At 33.7% G+C, this 18,477-nt stretch carries 17 protein-coding genes; 7 read left to right on the top strand and 10 right to left on the bottom strand.

Annotation, left to right across the window (positions count from 1 at the left end):
* Positions 1–24 precede the first annotated feature (24 nt).
* Together PQ463_RS01720 and PQ463_RS01715 are read left to right on the top strand one after the other, a co-directional pair.
* On the top strand, positions 25–993 hold the full coding sequence (locus PQ463_RS01720) for a transporter (RefSeq protein ID WP_274256015.1): 969 nt from the start codon (positions 25–27) through the stop codon (positions 991–993).
* Between the two features lie 45 nt (positions 994–1,038).
* The gene (locus PQ463_RS01715; protein WP_274256014.1) at positions 1,039–2,157 is read left to right on the top strand and encodes a GTP cyclohydrolase; all 1,119 of its coding nucleotides are present in this window, start codon (positions 1,039–1,041) and stop codon (positions 2,155–2,157) included.
* Positions 2,158–2,315: 158 nt separating this feature from the next.
* On the opposite strand, the gene PQ463_RS01710 is transcribed toward PQ463_RS01715, so the two are convergent.
* Together PQ463_RS01710 and capB are read right to left on the bottom strand one after the other, a co-directional pair.
* A complete protein-coding gene (locus PQ463_RS01710) occupies positions 2,316–2,801 on the bottom strand; it encodes a hypothetical protein (RefSeq protein ID WP_274256013.1) in 486 nt (161 codons plus the stop codon).
* A gap of 123 nt (positions 2,802–2,924) precedes the next feature.
* Positions 2,925–4,184 carry a cysteate-C-fatty acyltransferase gene (gene capB, locus PQ463_RS01705; RefSeq protein ID WP_274256012.1) on the bottom strand — a complete coding sequence of 420 codons (1,260 nt, stop codon included), beginning with the start codon at positions 4,182–4,184 and terminating at the stop codon, positions 2,925–2,927.
* 276 nt (positions 4,185–4,460) lie between these two features.
* Here capB and nirK point away from each other — a divergent pair, with 276 nt between their 5' ends.
* Genes nirK through PQ463_RS01690 form a run of 3 tightly spaced genes read left to right on the top strand, consistent with a single transcriptional unit; the run spans position 4,461 to position 7,313 of the window.
* Positions 4,461–5,906, top strand: a complete 1,446-nt coding sequence (nirK, locus tag PQ463_RS01700; RefSeq protein ID WP_274256011.1) for a copper-containing nitrite reductase — start codon at positions 4,461–4,463, stop codon at positions 5,904–5,906.
* A 16-nt stretch (positions 5,907–5,922) separates the two neighbouring features.
* Positions 5,923–6,699, top strand: a complete 777-nt coding sequence (locus PQ463_RS01695; RefSeq protein WP_274256010.1) for a formylglycine-generating enzyme family protein — start codon at positions 5,923–5,925, stop codon at positions 6,697–6,699.
* A 17-nt stretch (positions 6,700–6,716) separates the two neighbouring features.
* The gene (locus PQ463_RS01690; RefSeq protein WP_274256009.1) at positions 6,717–7,313 is read left to right on the top strand and encodes an SCO family protein; all 597 of its coding nucleotides are present in this window, start codon (positions 6,717–6,719) and stop codon (positions 7,311–7,313) included.
* 345 nt (positions 7,314–7,658) lie between these two features.
* Here the strand turns inward: PQ463_RS01690 and PQ463_RS01685 are convergent, their stop codons facing one another.
* The 5 genes from PQ463_RS01685 to PQ463_RS01665 all read right to left on the bottom strand — a co-directional run bounded on the left by PQ463_RS01685 (position 7,659) and on the right by PQ463_RS01665 (position 13,222).
* Positions 7,659–8,888, bottom strand: coding sequence for a hypothetical protein (locus PQ463_RS01685; RefSeq protein WP_274256008.1), 1,230 nt, complete (start codon positions 8,886–8,888; stop codon positions 7,659–7,661).
* Positions 8,889–9,136: 248 nt separating this feature from the next.
* Positions 9,137–9,868, bottom strand: coding sequence for an iron-sulfur cluster repair di-iron protein (gene ric, locus PQ463_RS01680; protein ID WP_274256007.1), 732 nt, complete (start codon positions 9,866–9,868; stop codon positions 9,137–9,139).
* A 27-nt stretch (positions 9,869–9,895) separates the two neighbouring features.
* A complete protein-coding gene (locus PQ463_RS01675; protein WP_274256005.1) occupies positions 9,896–12,130 on the bottom strand; it encodes a nitric-oxide reductase large subunit in 2,235 nt (744 codons plus the stop codon).
* 94 nt (positions 12,131–12,224) lie between these two features.
* Entirely contained in the window at positions 12,225–12,752 is a 528-nt protein-coding gene (gene azu / locus PQ463_RS01670; protein WP_274256004.1) for an azurin, read from the bottom strand.
* Positions 12,753–12,772: 20 nt separating this feature from the next.
* On the bottom strand, positions 12,773–13,222 hold the full coding sequence (locus PQ463_RS01665) for an RrF2 family transcriptional regulator (RefSeq protein WP_274256003.1): 450 nt from the start codon (positions 13,220–13,222) through the stop codon (positions 12,773–12,775).
* 200 nt (positions 13,223–13,422) lie between these two features.
* Here PQ463_RS01665 and PQ463_RS01660 point away from each other — a divergent pair, with 200 nt between their 5' ends.
* Both PQ463_RS01660 and PQ463_RS01655 read left to right on the top strand, forming a co-directional pair.
* Entirely contained in the window at positions 13,423–14,202 is a 780-nt protein-coding gene (locus tag PQ463_RS01660; RefSeq protein WP_111378638.1) for an NYN domain-containing protein, read from the top strand.
* Between the two features lie 35 nt (positions 14,203–14,237).
* Positions 14,238–15,752: an FMN-binding glutamate synthase family protein gene (locus tag PQ463_RS01655; RefSeq protein ID WP_111378639.1), complete on the top strand. Its 1,515-nt coding sequence runs from the start codon at positions 14,238–14,240 to the stop codon at positions 15,750–15,752.
* A 329-nt stretch (positions 15,753–16,081) separates the two neighbouring features.
* Here PQ463_RS01655 and PQ463_RS01650 read toward each other — a convergent pair whose 3' ends face one another.
* The 3 genes from PQ463_RS01650 to PQ463_RS01640 all read right to left on the bottom strand — a co-directional run bounded on the left by PQ463_RS01650 (position 16,082) and on the right by PQ463_RS01640 (position 18,372).
* On the bottom strand, positions 16,082–16,513 hold the full coding sequence (locus PQ463_RS01650) for a hypothetical protein (RefSeq protein WP_274256002.1): 432 nt from the start codon (positions 16,511–16,513) through the stop codon (positions 16,082–16,084).
* 265 nt (positions 16,514–16,778) lie between these two features.
* Entirely contained in the window at positions 16,779–17,186 is a 408-nt protein-coding gene (locus PQ463_RS01645) for a hypothetical protein (RefSeq protein ID WP_274256001.1), read from the bottom strand.
* A gap of 7 nt (positions 17,187–17,193) precedes the next feature.
* Positions 17,194–18,372: a glycoside hydrolase family 88 protein gene (locus PQ463_RS01640; RefSeq protein ID WP_274256000.1), complete on the bottom strand. Its 1,179-nt coding sequence runs from the start codon at positions 18,370–18,372 to the stop codon at positions 17,194–17,196.
* Positions 18,373–18,477: the final 105 nt, after the last annotated feature.

The raw sequence follows: 18,477 nt of genomic DNA, 5'->3' as shown, positions 1-18,477 counted from the left end.
ATTTTTTAATCCAAAAAAAATTATATGTCCAAAATTAAAAACTTACTTGCCCCGGTACTTTTTTTTATTCCACAACTATTTTTTGCACAATACACCGACGTTATTAATTCCAACCGTCCTGGCGAAACCATGTCTGCTTACGCTGTTGGGAAATCTGTAATTCAAGCCGAACTTGGTGTTTATGGCATTAAAGAAAAACACGATTTATTAGACTACGATGCCAGCGGATTTGGCACTGATTTAACCATAAGATTTGGTGCTTTTCTAGAGCAATTAGAATTTATTGCAGATTTACAATACCAAGCAGCTAACTACGATACACCGTATACAAGCTACAAAAAGAACAATTTTAGACAGACTGTTTTAGGAGCTAAATACCTTATTTACGATCCGTATAAAAATTACAAAAGAGAAGTGAATATTTACAGCTATAAAGCCAATCGTAATTTTCAATGGAGAGAGCTGATTCCTGCGGTTTCGGTATTTGCAGGAGCAAATTTTGTTGGCGCCGACAATCCTTATTATTTTTCTCCTGATGGAGCCATTTCTCCTAAGGTTTCGATTATTACCCAAAACCTTCTTGGAGGTGGATCTTGGGTTTTTGTTACCAATATTATTGCAGATTATATCGGTACAGACTATCCAAGTTACGGATATGTATTAACTTTGACGCACGGATTTAATGACCATTGGTCAGGTTTTCTAGAAAATCAAGGATATAAAAGCGACTTTTACAGCGATTCAATTCTGCGTACAGGTGCTGCTTATTTGCTTTCTTCAAACTTACAGGTTGATGCTTCTATAAGCACTAACTTTAAGAATACGCCTTCTATTTTATATGGCGGAGTTGGAGTATCATGGCGTTATGATGGATGGTACAAAGAAAAACAGATAGAAAACAAAGCAGCCGCAAAAGCAAAAAAGAATCCTGACAATGAGAAACCAATAGATTATCAAGAAAGAGAAAGAAAACGTAAAGCGAAATACGAATAAACATAAATAACTAGATCCTTTTTTAAGGACTCTCAATACCATATAATGATTACAATTAAAGAAGCCAAAAGCAAGAAAGAATTAACCGAATACATCAAATTTCCTTTTTCATTATACAAGGACAATCCGTATTGGGTACCGCCTATTATTTCAGATGAATTGGCATCTTTTGATAAAACTAAAAATCCGGCTTTTGATAATGCCGAAGCTTATTTTTACTTAGCATACAGAGACAATAAAATTGTTGGCCGTATTACAGCTATTATCAATTGGTCTGAGGTAAACAATCAACATAAAAGAAAAGTTCGTTTTGGCTGGTTTGATGTAATTGATGATATTGAAGTCACTAAAGCACTTCTTGAAAAAGTGTATGACTTAGGAAGAAAACACAACTTAGAACACGCTGAAGGGCCAATGGGATTCTCAAACTTAGACAAAGTTGGAGTTCTTACCGAAGGATTTGATCAAGTTGGAACTATGATTACGTGGTACAATCATGAATATTATGTGAGACATTTTGAAGAATTAGGCTTTCAGGTTGAAAAACAATATATCGAAAGTATATTCCCTTTTTCTAATGTTAAACCAGAATTCTTCCAAAAAGCGCAGGAGTTAATCAAGAAACGCTACGGACTTAAAGCGCTTAATTTTACAAAAACAAAAGACATTATGCCTCACGTAGACAAAATGTTTGATTTGTTTAACGAATCTTATGAGAAATTAGCTTCGTTTGTAGCCATTTCTGATGTACAGAAAGAATACTTTAAAAAGAAATACATCAGCTTTATCAATCCTGAATACATCAAATTTGTAGTTGATAAAGATGATAAATTGGTTGCTTTTAGTATTGTAATGCCAAGTTTTGTGGAAGCGCTACAAAAAATAAGAGGTAAATTATTTCCGTTTGGTTTTCTGCAATTATTAAAGGCTAGAAAACACAGTAAAGATGTTGTTTTTTACCTCATCGGAGTTCATCCAGAATACCAGAATAAAGGTGTAACCGCTATTATTTTTGATGAATATTACAAGACTTTTTCTGCCAAAGGAATTCAGACTTGCATTAGAACTCCAGAGTTATTAGAAAATAATGCTATTCATTTACTTTGGAAAAACTTTGATCCAATTATTCACTGTCAGAGAAAGACTTATTTGAAGAACCTTTAATTTTTTTAGTCATCAGTTTACAGTTTTTAGTGTACAGTTTTAAAGTGAATCTAAAATTCTAGCGCTTTACAAATCAACTTAAATACGAAAATATCTTTAAAAATAAAAAAATCCATTCGCCCCCAAACGAATGGATTTTTTACTTTATAAAACACATCTTACTCTACTTTGCAATCTACTTTTACCAAAGTATTTTTGGCATCAAATTTTAGTTTTGATTTATCTTTAAAAGAAACTTTATTATTTGCTTCTGCAACATCGCCATATCCTTCAATAAAAGCCCCGTCTTTTTGTAGAAAGACAACTTCTCGAACAGATGAAGCGCCTTCAGAATTAAAGGTATAATCAGCAACCAAAGTATCACCTTTCATATTACCTATTAAAGTTCCTTCATTTTTATCTTTTCCAACCAGATTATAGCTTAGTTTTCCGTTTACCTCTTGATGAGAATTAACATTAAAGCTCATTTCAATAACGCTTCCATTAGATTTCCAAGCATAACATTGATCTCCAGCAGGCTCAACAATTTCAGCTTCTTTCGGCGGATTCGGTGTAATCTGTACTGGCTCTATTGTCGTTGTTTCTTTTTTACAAGAAACAAAAACAGACAGCGCTATCACAGCTATTATAAGTACTTTTTTCATATTTGTCTTTTATTTTTCTGATTATAAAATAAAGTTACTTTAAATAAAAAAAAATCCATTCGCATAACGAATGGATTCTTTTACATAATTCCCATGTTCTGAGAATTTATTTTTTTTAAGTCATTACGAAACGTCAACAGTTGTACGCTCTGCAATTTCTTTATAAGTTCCGTTAGTCAGTTTCTCGCGGATTGCTTCGAAAGCTGTTAACGTTTCATTGATATCTTCTAATGTATGAGAAGCCGTAGGAATCATTCTCAACAAGATAATTCCTTTTGGAATAACTGGATAAACCACGATAGAAAGGAAAATACCATAATTTTCTCTTAAATCGTTTACCATTACCATTGCCTCAGGAATACTTCCTTCTAAGTAAACTGGTGTAATACAAGTATTTGTATCTCCAATATTAAATCCTTTCTCTTTAAGACCGTTTTGCAATGCATTTACGTTTTCCCAAAGCTTGTCTTTAATTGCAGAAGATTGACGTAATAACTCTAAACGTTTCAAAGAACCAATTGTTTGAATCATTGGTAATGCTTTAGCAAACATTTGAGAACGTAAGTTGTATTTCAAATAATCGATAACCGTTTTATCAGCAGCTACGAAAGCCCCAATATTAGCCATAGATTTTGCAAAAGTAGAGAAGTAAACATCAATCTGATCTTGAACTCCTTGCTCCTCACCTGCTCCAGCACCCGTTTTACCTAAAGTACCAAAACCGTGAGCATCATCTACTAATAATCTGAAATTGTATTTTTTCTTTAGTTCAGCAATCTCTTTTAATTTTCCTTGCTGTCCGCGCATTCCAAAAACTCCTTCAGTAATAAATAAAATACCTCCACCAGTTTCTTCGGCCATTTTTGTAGCACGCTGCAGGTTTTTCTCCATACTTTCCAAATCATTGTGTTTGTATGTGAAACGTTTACCCATGTGCAAACGAACACCATCAATGATACAAGCATGTGAATCTACGTCATAAACGATAATGTCATTTTTTGTAACCAAAGCATCAATGATAGAAACCATTCCTTGGTAACCAAAATTTAACAAATAAGCAGATTCTTTCATTACGAACTCAGCCAATTCATTTTCTAATTGTTCGTGGTACGTAGTGTGTCCAGACATCATACGAGCTCCCATTGGATATGCTGCACCAAACTGAATTGCTGCATCTGTATCTGCCTGACGAACTTCTGGATGATTTGCTAAACCTAAATAATCATTTAAACTCCAGTTTAAAATATTTTTTCCGTGAAATTGCATTCTAGGACCCAACTCTCCTTCTAACTTTGGGAAAACATAATAACCTTCTGCTTGAGAAGCCCATTTTCCTAAAGGTCCTTTATTGTCCTGAATTCTTTCGAATAAATCTTTTACCATAATATATTGTAGTAATTTTTTTTACTTAATCAGCGAGCAAAAATAATCATTATTAATTTAAAATGAAGAACCTCAATTATTTTTATTAAAAAATATTCCAAACATTTTTTCTAACAGTGTTAGTTTCTAAATAATAATTGCCAGATGTAATTTAACATACTATTTCTATACTAAGTATGATTTTTATCATAATAAAAGACAAATATGTCTTTTATTTTTGAATAAAATTTTAATTATCTTTAAATTAAAATACAACTAATACAAAATCAATAAGTTATGAAAAACAAAAGCAAAATTCTAAGTAAACTGTATGCTCTTGCAGGTTTATTTTGCTTGCTTCTAATCTTAGGAAGCTGCAAGAAAAACGAAGAAAAAGCCTATGCAGACATTATGACTGAAGGCGAAATGGATGCCGAACTTACCGCACCTCCTCATGTGCCCAAACCTGTAGGAGACAGAACCGCGATGAAGCTAAAACTAAACATGGAAATTAAGGAACAAGAAGGCACAATGACTGATGGCGTAAAATATACCTATTGGACATTTGGCGGTTCTGTTCCTGGAAGCTTCATTAGAACACGCGTTGGCGATGAAGTAGAATTTCACTTAAAAAACCATCCCGATAATAAATTACCTCATAATATAGATTTACATGCCGTAACTGGCCCAGGTGGTGGAGCAACCTCATCTCTCGTAGCGCCGGGACACGAAAAAGTATTTAGTTTTAAAGTTATAAATCCTGGATTGTACGTTTACCACTGTGCTACTGCTCCTGTTGGAATGCATATTGCAAATGGTATGTACGGACTGATTTTGGTTGAACCAGAAGGTGGACTTCCTCCTGTTGATAAAGAGTACTACGTAATGCAGGGTGATTTTTATACGCAAGGCGAATATGGAGCAAAAGGTCTTCAGCCGTTTGACATGAATAAAGCGGTAAAAGAAACACCTGATTATGTTGTATTTAATGGAAAAGTAGGTGCTTTGACAAATGGCGGTGAATTAACAGCAAAAGTGGGCGAAACTGTTCGTCTTTTTGTTGGAAACGGTGGACCAAATTTGGTTTCTTCTTTCCACGTTATTGGAGAAATTTTCGATAGTGTACATATTGAAGGCGGAAGTACAATCAATAAAAATGTTCAGACAACCTTGATTCCTGCTGGTGGTGCGGCAATTGTAGATTTTAAAGTTGAAACTCCAGGAACTTTCATTTTGGTTGACCACTCTATTTTTAGAGCATTTAATAAAGGGGCGCTAGGAATGCTAAAAGTGGAAGGAAAAGAGAATAAGAACATTTATTCTGGAACCATTCAAGAAGGTATTTATCTGCCTGAAGGTGGAACAATCCAAAAAATGCCAGGCGGATCGGCTGCAAAAACTGCAATTCCGAAACGAACAGTTGCTGAGAAAATTAATATTGGTAAAGAAATTTTCGGAACAACTTGTTTCGCTTGCCATCAATCTGAAGGACAAGGAATTCCGAGTACTTTCCCTCCTTTAGCGAAATCAGATTATTTAAATGCCGATTCTAAACGCGCGATTAAAACCATTCTGCATGGTTTAACTGGAGAAGTAACCGTTAACGGTAAAAAATACAACAACGTAATGCCGGCTCAGAATTTATCTGACGATGAAATTGCAAATGTACTGACCTACATTTATAACAGCTGGGGCAACAATAAAACTGAAGTTACGCCAGAAATGGTAAAAGCATTAAGATAAACAGCAAACATTCAGCATGAAAAAATACATTTTCATACTAACTATCTTTTTCTCTGTGTTTAGTGTCATGAAGGCGCAGGAAAAAGAAATGGCTTTCATAAAAGAGGGATCTTATGTCCCTCTTTATGGAGCTGTTTCTCAAAAACCTGTAGTAGTAAGGCCTTTTTACATAGACATTTATCCTGTAACCAATAGTGAGTTTTTAGAATTTGTCAAAAAGAATCCTTCTTATCAAAAATCGAAGATTAAAGGGATTTTCGCTGATAAAAGTTATCTCTCTTATTGGAAAAATGATTTTGATTTTGGAAATGCAAAACCCAAATCGCCTGTAACCAGTGTTTCTTGGTTTGCTGCAAAAAAATACTGCGAATGTCAAGGAAAACGTTTGGCAACAATGGATGAATGGGAATATGTGGCAATGGCAGATACTAAAAAAATAGATGCTAGAACCAAAAAAGAATTCAACGAATACATTTTGTCTTGGTATGAGAAATCAAGAACGTATGAAAATGAAATTGGAAAAACTTTCAAAAATTATTGGGGAGTTTACGACATGCACGGTTTAGTTTGGGAATGGACTTCTGACTTTAACAGCATTTTTTTATCAGGAGAATCTAGAAAAGACAAAAGCACTGACAAAAACCTCTTTTGCGGCAGCGGATCTGTAAATGCATCCGATTTAATGGATTATGCCGCTTTTATGCGATACGCCTTTCGTGGGAGCTTGAAAGCGCAATATTCAACACGAAATCTTGGCTTTAGATGTGCCAGCACAACAAAACCGAAAATCTAATTTAAAATTAGTTTACAATGAAAAAAATAGCAATTGCTTTTCTTCTCCTATTCTCATTTTACAGCTGTAAAGAAGCCGATAAAAAAGAAAGCAAAGCAGAAACAAAAAAGGAAATCAGCGATTTATCAATTTATAATCTGCCATCAAAATGGACAACACAAGATGGAAAAGATATTGAATTAAAATCACTTCGAGGAAATGTTCTCGTAATGGTAATGATTTACACAAGCTGCAAAGCTGCATGTCCTAGATTAGTTGCCGACATGCGTGATATTGAATCAAAATTGGAGAAACAAACAAAAGAGCATGTCAAATTGATTTTGGTCAGTATTGATCCAAATACAGACACACCTGAAAGATTAAAATCGTTTGCTATTGAAAATAAAATGAACCAAGATCCTTGGATTTTTCTTCGTTCATCTGAAGAAAACACGAGAGAGTTTGCAGCAGTCTTGGCTGTCAATTATAAAAAAATCTCTCCAATAGATTTTTCGCATTCAAATATTATCAGCGTTTTTAATCCTGAAGGAGAATTGGTTTTTCAGCAGGAAGGTTTAGGTGTAAATAATGAAAAAACAATCGAAACAATAAATTTAGAAGCAGGAAAAATATAGACATAATTTTTAAACACATAGAAGCATAGATTTTTAAGAAAGTAAAAAAAATAATTTTAAAAAATCTAGATTTTAACACATAGCTATGTGCATTGATGTAAGTGAAACGCCTTTTATGCGTTTGCAATCCCGATAGCTATCGGGAATGTTTCTATGTGTTTAAAATAAAAAAATCATTAGATAAATAGGTTAATTAGTAAGAAGCAAGAGCAGATTTAGAAATAAATTGACTCTTGTTTTTTATTTAAATCGGACTTCTATCATTAAATTTATGATTTAGAAAAGTTTGACTTCCTGCAAGGTTTCAAAAACCTTGTAGGTATCTAAATATTTAAAAGATAAGACCTACAAGGTTTTTGAAACCTTGCAGGAAAGAAAATTTATTTTAGATATCACAATCAAAACCAACCCCAAAACCAAAAGAATACTAAAAATCAAAATACTCTGAAAATATCCTGGAATACTTCCTTTTCCAAAAAAGAAAGACCAACCTTGAAGAAATAACAAAACTTCTGTCAAAATATATCCTGAAATAAAACACTTCACTCCTATTTTCAATGATGAAGAATTAGCAGAAAGCATTTTATTCTGAAGCAGAATCCCGAACAAAAATCCAGTTATGATTCCTAAAGTTGTTAAATGAATAAAACCAATTACAAAGTTTCGAATTTGATGTGAAACTTCTGCCAGATTGGGAAAAAGAGTCAGCAACTGAATTCCAACTTTCAAAAACAAAGAACACAATGCCAAACCATAAACTATTTTAGTCGTTTTATCTAAAGTGCTTTTGAAATGATGGATTTGAGGTTTTAGCATTTTATAAAAATAAATAAATGCCCCTAATTGCAGTAAAACTCCCAAGCCATTGATATAACTCAAAATATCATTTTCGATGAACCATCGAACTGGAAAACAAACCGTCAATAGAGTAGAAACAACCATTAGAAAGTAAAACTTCTTAAACTTTACCTCATCAATTTTATTTTGAAATTGCTTTAAAAATAAAGCCAAAATCGCCACTATAAACCAGCCGTTAAATTGAAAATGAAGAAAAAATTGAATCGCAATTTGATAAAAAGCACTTTGTTTTCCTAGCGTGCTCACGGCTGGACCAAGACACCAAACTCCAAAAGTTGATAAAATCATAAATAGAACTGAGACCAATAAAAGTCTTTGAGATGGCGATTTATCTTTAACACAATCTTTCCAAACCAAACGGCAAAAAACATAACTCAGCAAAATATGCATGGTTGAAAATACAATCGAAAACAAAGCATATCCTTGAATTGGAAAAGCAATCATCATTCCGATTACTGAAAATTCTGTCAGCCAAAACAAACGGTTATAAATGGGTTTCTGGCTTTTTCCTTTCGGAATAAAAAAATGAACCACCAAAACATATACGATCATATAAACCCAGCCTAACATGGCAACATGCGAATGCGCATGAAGCAGAAAACTATAGTTCAAAAGATCTAAAGGAAACAGATACATAAACCGCATTAATAATCCGAAAACGCAGGCCATCAGAAAATTAAAAAAACAGCACAGTATCCAGCTTTTTTGAGAATTCATAGATTATATTTTTATTTAAACACATAGAAACATAGATTTTCTAGACGCATAAAAGGCGTTTCACTTGCATTAATACACATAGCTATGTGTGAAAATCTAGATTTTCTAAAATCATCTTTTGAGTTTTTTAATCTATGTTTCTATGTGTTTAATTCCAATTAAAAATAACATTTCTTGAAATAAAAAACACCGATAATTATCATATTTAGATATTTTATCGGTGCTTTTTCCACTATTAAAATCAACCTTTATTCTACTTCAACAAAGTCTTTTTCTAAAATCACAGCTTTTGGAAATAAAATATTGTTTTCCAAATGAATGTGTTTATGCAAATCTGCTTCAAACTCTTTCAACATTGCAAAAGTTACTCTGTAAGTCGTACAAGCATCTGCTGGCGGAGTATAATTATCTGTCAACGCAGCGATTTCTCTAAAACGCTCGCCTTCATTGTCATGTTCGTGCATCATCATCGCAATCGGATTTGCAACGGTTCCGAAAGATGGCTGATGTAAAACTCCATCTGTATCTTTCGTTTTCACCATTCTTTTTACAAATGGAAATAAAACTAACTCTTCTTTTTTCATGTGCTGAGATAATTCTCCTGCACAGCCAATGAACAATTCGTTTATTTTAAACAATTCAGGATGATTTGCTCCATGAACTTTGCATAATTTATCTAAAAACGGAAGCAAAACATTCGTTTTTTCTTCCACATAACGGTGATGCGTTTTCTCAATATAATCTGCCAATAAATCTAAAGGCCATGAGTTGAAATCAATACTTCCGTTATTTTCTGATTGTACAACTTGCAATACATTTTCTAGTAAAGCATCTGCATCAATATTTTGTTTTTCGCATACTTCGGTAACTGTTCTGTTTCCTTTGCAGCAAAAATCAATTCTATATTTAGAGAATACTGCAGCTGTTCTAAAATCTTCAGCTACAAATGATCCTATTGTTTTGTTTTTTAAATTTTCCATGATAATCAATTTATATTTTTTGTGTTTTTATTTTTTGTTTTTTAATGTCAGTTCAAATACAAACCAAGCCATTGTGATAAACCCGATTCCGAAAATAGAATCTCCAATTGCACGAAGCCATTTTAAAGTAATCATTGCTGGCTGTTGCATTAATTCTGATGAACGAGCATACCACATTCCGTGACTAATACTTTCAATTGCCTGCCAAACTCCAATTGGAAGAAGACTTAAGATTGCCATCAGGAACAATCCAATATTTAAAGACCAGAAAGTGATTTTAAGCAGTTTGTTATTCCAGCTTACATTTCGGTATAAACTTCTCAGTACAAATAATACCAGACCAATTCCAAGCATTCCGTAAACTCCAAACAGAGCCGTGTGTCCGTGTAAAGGCGTTGTGTTTAATCCTTGAACATAATACAAGGCAATTGGCGGATTAATGATGAATCCGAAGATTCCAGCTCCAAGGAAATTCCAAAAAGCTACAGAAATCATAAAGTAAATTGGCCATTTGTAATCGGCAATCCATTGTGTTGATTTTGAAATTTTATAGTTTTGATACGCTTCAAAACCTATTAAAGTTAATGGCACAACTTCTAAAGCGCTAAATGTTGCTCCTAAAGCCATAATTGCTGTTGGCGTTCCTGAGAAATATAAGTGGTGAAATGTTCCTAAAATACCTCCAGACATGAAAATAATCGTAGCAAAAAGCACATTTAAAGTCGCTGTTTTCGTTTTCAATAATCCCAAACGAACAAACAAGAACGCAATTACAACGGTTGCAAATACTTCAAAGAATCCTTCAACCCAAAGGTGAACTACCCACCATCTCCAATATTCGGCAATGGCTAGATTGGTTTGTCTTCCCCACATTAATCCTGCTCCATAAAACATGGCAATTGCAGTACAAGAAACTAAGAACAAAATGATTAGGTTTTTCTCTTCTGTTTTTTTCTTTAAAACTGGAAGTAACGGACGAATCATTAAAGCCAACCATAAAAACAATCCGACCAATAGGAAAATCTGCCAAAAACGGCCTAAATCAACATATTCATAACCTTGATGTCCGAACCAGAAATTCTGAACCAAATTCAGTTTTTGCATCACTCCAAACCATTGTCCAGCCATTGATCCTAAAACAATAATCAATAAAGCGATGAACAAGAAGTTAATTCCAAAACATTGAAATTTAGGATCTTTACCAGAAACTGCTGGTGCAATATATAAACCTGTTGCCAGCCAAGCTGTTGCAATCCAGAAAATAGCCAATTGCGTGTGCCATGTACGTGTTACGGCATAAGGCAGTATTTTATCAATCGGAATTCCGTACAAACCATTTCCTTCCACTCCGTAATGCGCAGTGATAATTCCGAAAACCATTTGCAGAACCATTAGTAAACTTACAATCCAGAAATATTTGGTCACCAATCCCATAGATTTGGTTTTGCCTTGCTTAATCAACGGATCTTCTTTTGGAAGCGGAAATTCTTCTTCTTCACCCGATTTTGCATGATAGAAAACTAAGATTCCAACACTCAAAATCAATAAAATAATACTTACTCCAGACCAAGCTAAAAGCTCTGTTGTAGCCTTATTTCCAACCAATTCATCTGACGGCCAGTTATGTGTATACGAAATATCTCCATTAGGACGATTGGTAACTGTCGCCCAAGTTGCCCAAAAGAAAAATGCGTTCATTTTATGCATTCTCTCCACATCTGTAATAGAGTTTTTCGGAATCGCATATTCTTCTCTCAGTTTATCAAATTTTGGATCATTTGTAAAAAGACCTTTATAATATTCGCTTAAATGTTCAATTGCAGCCAAACGGTTTTCAGAAATAGTAAGTGTACCAGTGTCAGCATTGTAACGATTGGTTCTTAAATCTTTCTGAAGACGAACCTTTAGAGCTGATTGTTTTTCGGCATCTAGTTCTTCATACTTTTTATTGAAGTCTTTTTGAGCATAAATATCCAATATAAAAACGGCTTCTCTATGCAACCAATCTGCGGTCCAGTCTGGGGCCACATAGGCGCCGTGTCCCCAGATAGATCCCACTTCCTGGCCTCCTATACTTTGCCAGATATTTTGTCCGTCTTTAATTTCGCTTTCGCTAAAAACAGCTTTACCCGAATCGGTTACAATTTCCTTTGGAACTGGCGGTGCCTGCTGATAGATTTCGTAACCAAAATAACCCAACACTGCAAATGATATACTCATTACCAATGCAAAAACCAACCATAATTTTTTTTCTCTTTTCATTCTTTTTCAATTTAATAAAAGACATTTTTATCTTTTATTAGTTTTTAAAAAAACTCCAAAGCCAGTTACAGCATTTGGAGCAGCTTTTGTTTATTTACTCAACAATTAATACACCTTTCATCATGGCTACGTGTCCAGGGAAAGAGCAAATAAATGGGTATGACCCTTTTTTATCAATTGTAAACTCGATTGTATCTTCTTCTCCACCACCAATTAATTTAGTGTGTGCAATGATTGAAGCTTTTTCAGATTCCGGAATATAATCAGTTGCTTTGGCGTCATTAGCTTTTAAAGCAAAAGCTGCTTGGTCTGTTCCTTCTTGCAAAATCACTAAATTGTGACCCATCGCCTCTTTCGGAATTTTACCAACGTGTTTCAAAGTCAATTTGATTGGTTTTCCTGCAACAGCTTTTAATTCATTTACACTAAACTGCATTTGGTCATTTCCTTCAATAACTAAAACATTTTCCTCTGATGCCGCTGCTACAGGAGCTTGTTCTCCTTCTGTAGACGGTTCAGTTGTTTCTGTTTGATCAGCTGGAGCTGTTTCTTTTTTACCGCAAGAAGTAACGGCTAGAAATCCCATTAGGATTAGTACTGAAATTTTGGTTTTTGTATTCATTTTTAAGATATTTAATAATGTTAATTGTTCGCATTTGTCGCTTTAAGAAAGAAATCTCCCGATTTAACATCAGAAGCAAGCTGTTCTAAAGTGGTATTGATAAGCATTTCTAACAGAAGTCCTCTTATTTTCTTGAACTCGTGATGAACTGGACAAGGGTGTTCTTCTGAACATTCTTTTAATCCGATTCCGCAACCACTGTATATTTTATTTCCGTCAATGGCATCCACAATCTGAATTAATTTGATAGACTTTGATGCTTCTGGCGAAACTTCAAATCCACCTCCTACTCCTTTTGTCGAATGAATTATGCCACTTTTGGTCAAAATCTGCATAATCTTGGCTGTAAATGGTTCTGGCGAATCAATTTCTTTTGCCACGTCTTTTATTCCAACCCTAATTCCTTTAGAAGATTTGGTCGCAATAAATATTGAGGCCCTTATTCCGTACTCACACGCTTTTGAAAACATACATCCTTAATTAATTCTAGACAAAGATAGAGAGGTTTTAAATAAAAGACAAATTTATCTTTAATTATTTTTATAAAGACCAAACATTATTTATAATGAAACTAATTAATAGTCATAAAAACATATATTCATCATTCAATTCTGATAAAAACCAATTTTAATTTTAACTTTGAGAGTATTAAATTTTAAATATTTAACAAATGCCTTTAAGCAATTCAAAAGATTTAAAACTGGCAGTCCTTATTGATGCAGACAATGTGCCCTACAGCAATGTAAAAGGTATGATGGAAGAAATTGCAAAACTAGGAACACCAACTACGAAAAGGATTTATGCCGATTGGACAAAACCAAATGCAAATGGCTGGAAAGGTGTTTTATTAGAACATGCTATTACTCCTATTCAACAATATAGTTACACGGTTGGAAAAAATTCATCAGATTCTGCTCTTATTATCGATGCAATGGATTTACTTTATTCTGGAAAACTAGATGGTTTCTGCATTGTTTCCAGCGACAGTGATTTTACAAGACTTGCTGTAAGACTTCGCGAATCGGGTATGAAAGTGATTGGAATTGGAGAAAAGAAAACGCCAAACTCGTTTATTGTTGCCTGCGATCGATTTATTTATATTGAAGTTTTGGATGGTGCAACTCAAAAGAAAAAACCAAAAGCAGTTGCAGCTGATACCAAAAAAACAGTTGAAAAACCAGCAGAAAAAGCGCTTCACAAAATTGACAAACAAACTATAGAACTAATTGAAGCTACTATAGAAGACATTGAAGATGATGATGGGTGGGCGTTTCTTGGGGATGTCGGAAATCTAATCGTAAAGAAAAAACCTGAATTTGATCCTCGAAATTATGGTTATTCAAAACTGACTCCAATGCTTAAATCACTTACTGATATTCTGGAAATTGACGAAAGAGAGTCAGACAAAAAAGGAATCAAACACGTCTATGTACGTTTAAGATTCAACTAATTATCGCATTTAATACTATTTAATTTTTTAAAAACATGAGAAAAAAATTCTTCATTTACGGATTCTTATTGTTTATAATTGTTGCTGCAATTTATTATTATACTGGACGAGGCTATTTACTCGTATTTATTATTCCGCTTTTGCTAATTGTGGGAGCCTACAACGCATCTCAGGAAAAACATGCTATTTTAAGGAACTTTCCAGTTTTGGGATATTTCAGATATTTATTTGAAATGATTGCGCCTGAGATTCAGCAATATTTTATCGAAAGATCTACAGACGGAAAACCTTTTTCAAGAAACCAACGTTCGTTAGTTTACCAAAGAGCCAAAAATATTGATTCGAGCACTCCTTTTGGAACACAATTAAATTTAAATACAGAAAATTACGAAGGAATAAAACATTCTATTTTCCCTGCAAAAGTAAACGAAGAATTACCTCGCGTATTGGTGGGTGGAAAAGATTGTAAACAGCCTTACTCTGCTTCTTTATTTAATGTTTCGGCAATGAGTTTTGGTTCGTTGAGCGAACATGCAGTTCGTGCCATTAATATTGGTGCGCAAAAAGGAAATTTCTATCAAAATACTGGAGAAGGCGGATTAACAGAATTTCACCTTGCTGGAGGCGGAGACATTACTTGGCAGATTGGAACTGGATATTTTGGTTGCCGTGATGCAGAAGGAAATTTCAGTCCTGAAAATTTCTCTGAAAAAGCAAATCTTCCCAATGTAAAGATGATCGAAATCAAAATTTCGCAAGGTGCAAAACCAGGTCACGGGGGTGTTCTTCCTGCAAGAAAAAATACAGAGCAGATTGCTAAAATTAGAGGCGTTGTGCCACATACGATGATTCTTTCTCCTCCAGGCCATCATGCTTTTTCTGATCCTAATGGATTAATTCAGTTTATCAAACAATTACGTGATTTATCTAATGGGAAACCAATCGGATTTAAATTGTGTATTGGAAATACAGCTGAGTTTGAAGCTATCTGTCAAGAAATGATTAATGAAGATACTTATCCAGATTTTATTACAGTTGACGGCGCTGAAGGAGGAACAGGAGCTGCTCCGCTTGAATTTGCAGATGGTGTAGGAATGCCTTTTGAACCTGCTTTAATTTTTGTGAATAAAACTTTGGTGCGTTTAGGAATTCGCGATAAAATGCGCATTATCGGAAGCGGCAAAATTATTTCTGGCTATTCTATTTTACATGCCATTGCGTTGGGTGCAGACATGTGTAACAGTGCAAGAGGCTTTATGTTCTCTTTAGGTTGTATTCAGGCTTTACGTTGTCATAATAACGAATGCCCAACTGGAGTTGCCACACAAAACAAAATGCTGATGAAAGGTTTGGTTGTTACAGATAAGTCTGAAAGAGTGTATCATTTTCATAAAAATACGCTACATGCCGCTAATGAACTTTTGGCTGCAGCTGGAAAAACATCATTTGCAGATGTTGATATTAATATTTTTATGCGCGGAGATGAGTTTACTAACTTATCAGAACTCTATTTCCCAGATAATCTTAAAAACGTTACTCAATTCTCATAAACAAAAAGCCTCTTCAAAATTGAAGAGACTTTTTGTTTATGAAATAAGGCAATCAAACAACTGAAATTCATTCCGTAGGAATGTCTCATCGGTAGAATTAAATTTGAATTGTTGTTACGCGTACGTTCCGTAGGAACGTTTGATTAACAATACATATATTTAACATAAAAAACAGGTGTCCCTACAGGACACTATCCAAAACAATACCATTTTTTTCTACCGATGAGATATTCCTAGCGGAATATTAAAAATTGTTTATGTCTATAATTTTACCGTTTCTTTACTTCTACCAATGAGATATTCCTAACGGAATATTAAAATGTTTATATCTATAATTTTGCCGTTTCTTTACCTTTTTTTGCAGTTCCTTCTAAAACCGCTAATTCTTCCTGATCTACTAATTCCTGTGCCAAAATAGCATTATTATAAGCCAAGAAATACACATCAAACTTTACTCCTTCAGCAATAAGAGAAGAAGAAATCTGGTCGTTCTTGATCATCTCTTTTAATAAGTCTGGAAAAGATTCTTTGTAGGCTAATTTATTTGCATCGTTTTCTTCTAAATTGGTTTCGATTCTAATTTCGATTTTATTATCATTCAGAAAAGCTTTTGCTGCAGTACTGGTAATACCACTTCCTTTTATAGAAACAGAATTATTGTAATTACTTACATATTCCTGTATTTTCTGTTTAGTGTTTTTACAGCTAATTAAAAATAATGCAAAAGCAAGCACGAATGCGATTTGGGTAATTTTTTTCATAATTTTTTGGTTTAATAGTTATTTTTTAACTCAAACATAATTAATTCATAACATAAAAACAACATTCAATTACAAAAAGCATATAGATAATTCTTTGAATACAACCCAATTATCTACCCAAAAGAGTAAAATTTGTAAGAATAAAAACGTCTCATTTACACTTAATTTTAGTCGTAAACATAAAAAAGTCTCTTTAAATAAATCTTAAAGAGACTTTTAATATGTAAGAATTAAAACGATTTGTTTTTCTACAAACCTCAATCTTTTATTTCAAAAAATCTTTAAGCGATTCTCCCGTTAAGGTTTCTTTGTCTAAAACGGTATTATCATCTGCAAGAAAATAAACATCAAATTGAACTCCTTCTTCAATCAATTGCCTTGGAATCTCGTCCTTATCGATCATCAGTTTTATCAATTTTGGAAAAGAAATTACAGATGCAGATTTATTAACTTCATTTTGTTCTAAATCGGTTTCAAAACGTAATTCAATTTTATCATCGTTAATATAACCTCTTGCCGTAGTAAGCGTTACATTTTCGGCTCTAAAACTTGGAGCAATATTTTTGTTGTATGTAACAACATACTCTTGAAGCTTTTGTTTGGTATTTTTACAGCTTACAACTGTCAATACCATCATTATCACAAAGGCAATCTGGCTTATTCTCTTTAGCATAATTTTTCTATTTTAGTTTTTGAAGTCTTAAAAGTGCTTCAAGATAGTAATAATCTGCGTAATTTATAGAACAATCTACCTCACTATTTGCTGGTTTATGCCCTGTTGAATGCAGTAAAAATGCCGAATTTACATCATGACTTTGATAATTATCTGAAAGCGAAACAATCATCTTTTTAGCTTTTGTTAGATATTCTGCTTTTAAATTCTTGTCTTTTGTATACGAACTTAATTCTAAAAGTGCAGATGAAACAATGGCTGCGGCCGAAGCATCTCGAGGCTCATTAGGAATATTTGGCGCATTAAAATCCCAATACGGAATTAAATCTTCAGTTGTTAATTTGTCCAAATAAACTCTTGCTACTTTATGAGCAAAATCTAAAAACTTAGCATCTTTTGTTTCTCTATAAGTCATTGTAAAACCATAAATCGCCCAAGCCTGACCACGCGCCCACATACTGTCATCACTATATCCTTGTGCTGTTCTTCCTTTTATCTTTTTCCCAGTTTCGTAATCGTAAATTATGACATGATAAGAAGTGTTATCTGGTCTAAAATGATTTGCCATTGTAGTTTCGGCATGTTTTACAGCTATGTCGTATAATTTTTTACTTCCGCCATTTTTTGAAGCCCAAAACAAAAGCTCCAAATTCATCATATTATCAATAATAGTATTGTGACCGCCCATTTTGTTATGAGGCCACGATTGTATTGTTCCCACTTTCGGATTAAAAAGTGTTGCCAATGTATCTGCAGTTCTTAAAATAATCTGTTTGTATTCTGGATTTTTAGTCAGTCTGTATCCATTCCCGAAACTATTAAAAACCTGAAAACCTAAATCGTGATCTCCTGCTTTACTTGTAGATAATGGCGTTAAAAAACGACTAAATTTATCAGCTTCGTTTTCCCATTTTTTATCTTTGGTTGCTTCATACAAAAACCACAATTCTCCAGGCCAGAATCCGCTAGTCCAATCTTTGTAGCCCACAAATTTCCATTCATTGCTTCCGTTTGGAACTGTTCTAGGAGAAGTCCCATCATTTGGAATTACTTTTAAAGTTTTTGAAGCTTGTTCTGCGCAATAATCCAATTGCTTTTTAATATTAAACGAATTATTTTTTTGAGAATAGCCTTGGTTTCCTAAAAGGAACAAAGCTGCAATCAGGGTAAAAAATTTTGCCTTCATCTGGTTATTTTGATAGATAATTAATTAACTGATAAATTTATAAAATAAAGTGACGCTATTCGGGGTTTGTATTTTTTGTTACCCAAAAATGGATTATTGATACAC

Source organism: Flavobacterium sp. KACC 22763 (assembly GCF_028736155.1).
Taxonomy (GTDB): domain Bacteria; phylum Bacteroidota; class Bacteroidia; order Flavobacteriales; family Flavobacteriaceae; genus Flavobacterium.
This window is presented reverse-complemented; position numbering and strand designations above follow the sequence as displayed.

Excerpts from the sequence above, each read along its gene's own strand:
- PQ463_RS01690 (WP_274256009.1), top strand. The coding sequence starts at position 6,717 with ATGAAAAAAATAGCAATTGCTTTTCTTCTCCTATTCTCATTTTACAGC.
- PQ463_RS01685 (WP_274256008.1), bottom strand. The coding sequence starts at position 8,888 with ATGAATTCTCAAAAAAGCTGGATACTGTGCTGTTTTTTTAATTTTCTG.
- PQ463_RS01695 (WP_274256010.1), top strand. The coding sequence starts at position 5,923 with ATGAAAAAATACATTTTCATACTAACTATCTTTTTCTCTGTGTTTAGT.
- PQ463_RS01645 (WP_274256001.1), bottom strand. The coding sequence starts at position 17,186 with ATGCTAAAGAGAATAAGCCAGATTGCCTTTGTGATAATGATGGTATTG.
- PQ463_RS01715 (WP_274256014.1), top strand. The coding sequence starts at position 1,039 with ATGATTACAATTAAAGAAGCCAAAAGCAAGAAAGAATTAACCGAATAC.
- nirK (WP_274256011.1), top strand. The coding sequence starts at position 4,461 with ATGAAAAACAAAAGCAAAATTCTAAGTAAACTGTATGCTCTTGCAGGT.
- PQ463_RS01665 (WP_274256003.1), bottom strand. The coding sequence starts at position 13,222 with ATGTTTTCAAAAGCGTGTGAGTACGGAATAAGGGCCTCAATATTTATT.
- PQ463_RS01660 (WP_111378638.1), top strand. The coding sequence starts at position 13,423 with ATGCCTTTAAGCAATTCAAAAGATTTAAAACTGGCAGTCCTTATTGAT.
- PQ463_RS01655 (WP_111378639.1), top strand. The coding sequence starts at position 14,238 with ATGAGAAAAAAATTCTTCATTTACGGATTCTTATTGTTTATAATTGTT.
- PQ463_RS01650 (WP_274256002.1), bottom strand. The coding sequence starts at position 16,513 with ATGAAAAAAATTACCCAAATCGCATTCGTGCTTGCTTTTGCATTATTT.
- capB (WP_274256012.1), bottom strand. The coding sequence starts at position 4,184 with ATGGTAAAAGATTTATTCGAAAGAATTCAGGACAATAAAGGACCTTTA.
- ric (WP_274256007.1), bottom strand. The coding sequence starts at position 9,868 with ATGGAAAATTTAAAAAACAAAACAATAGGATCATTTGTAGCTGAAGAT.
- PQ463_RS01640 (WP_274256000.1), bottom strand. The coding sequence starts at position 18,372 with ATGAAGGCAAAATTTTTTACCCTGATTGCAGCTTTGTTCCTTTTAGGA.
- PQ463_RS01675 (WP_274256005.1), bottom strand. The coding sequence starts at position 12,130 with ATGAAAAGAGAAAAAAAATTATGGTTGGTTTTTGCATTGGTAATGAGT.
- PQ463_RS01710 (WP_274256013.1), bottom strand. The coding sequence starts at position 2,801 with ATGAAAAAAGTACTTATAATAGCTGTGATAGCGCTGTCTGTTTTTGTT.
- PQ463_RS01720 (WP_274256015.1), top strand. The coding sequence starts at position 25 with ATGTCCAAAATTAAAAACTTACTTGCCCCGGTACTTTTTTTTATTCCA.
- azu (WP_274256004.1), bottom strand. The coding sequence starts at position 12,752 with ATGAATACAAAAACCAAAATTTCAGTACTAATCCTAATGGGATTTCTA.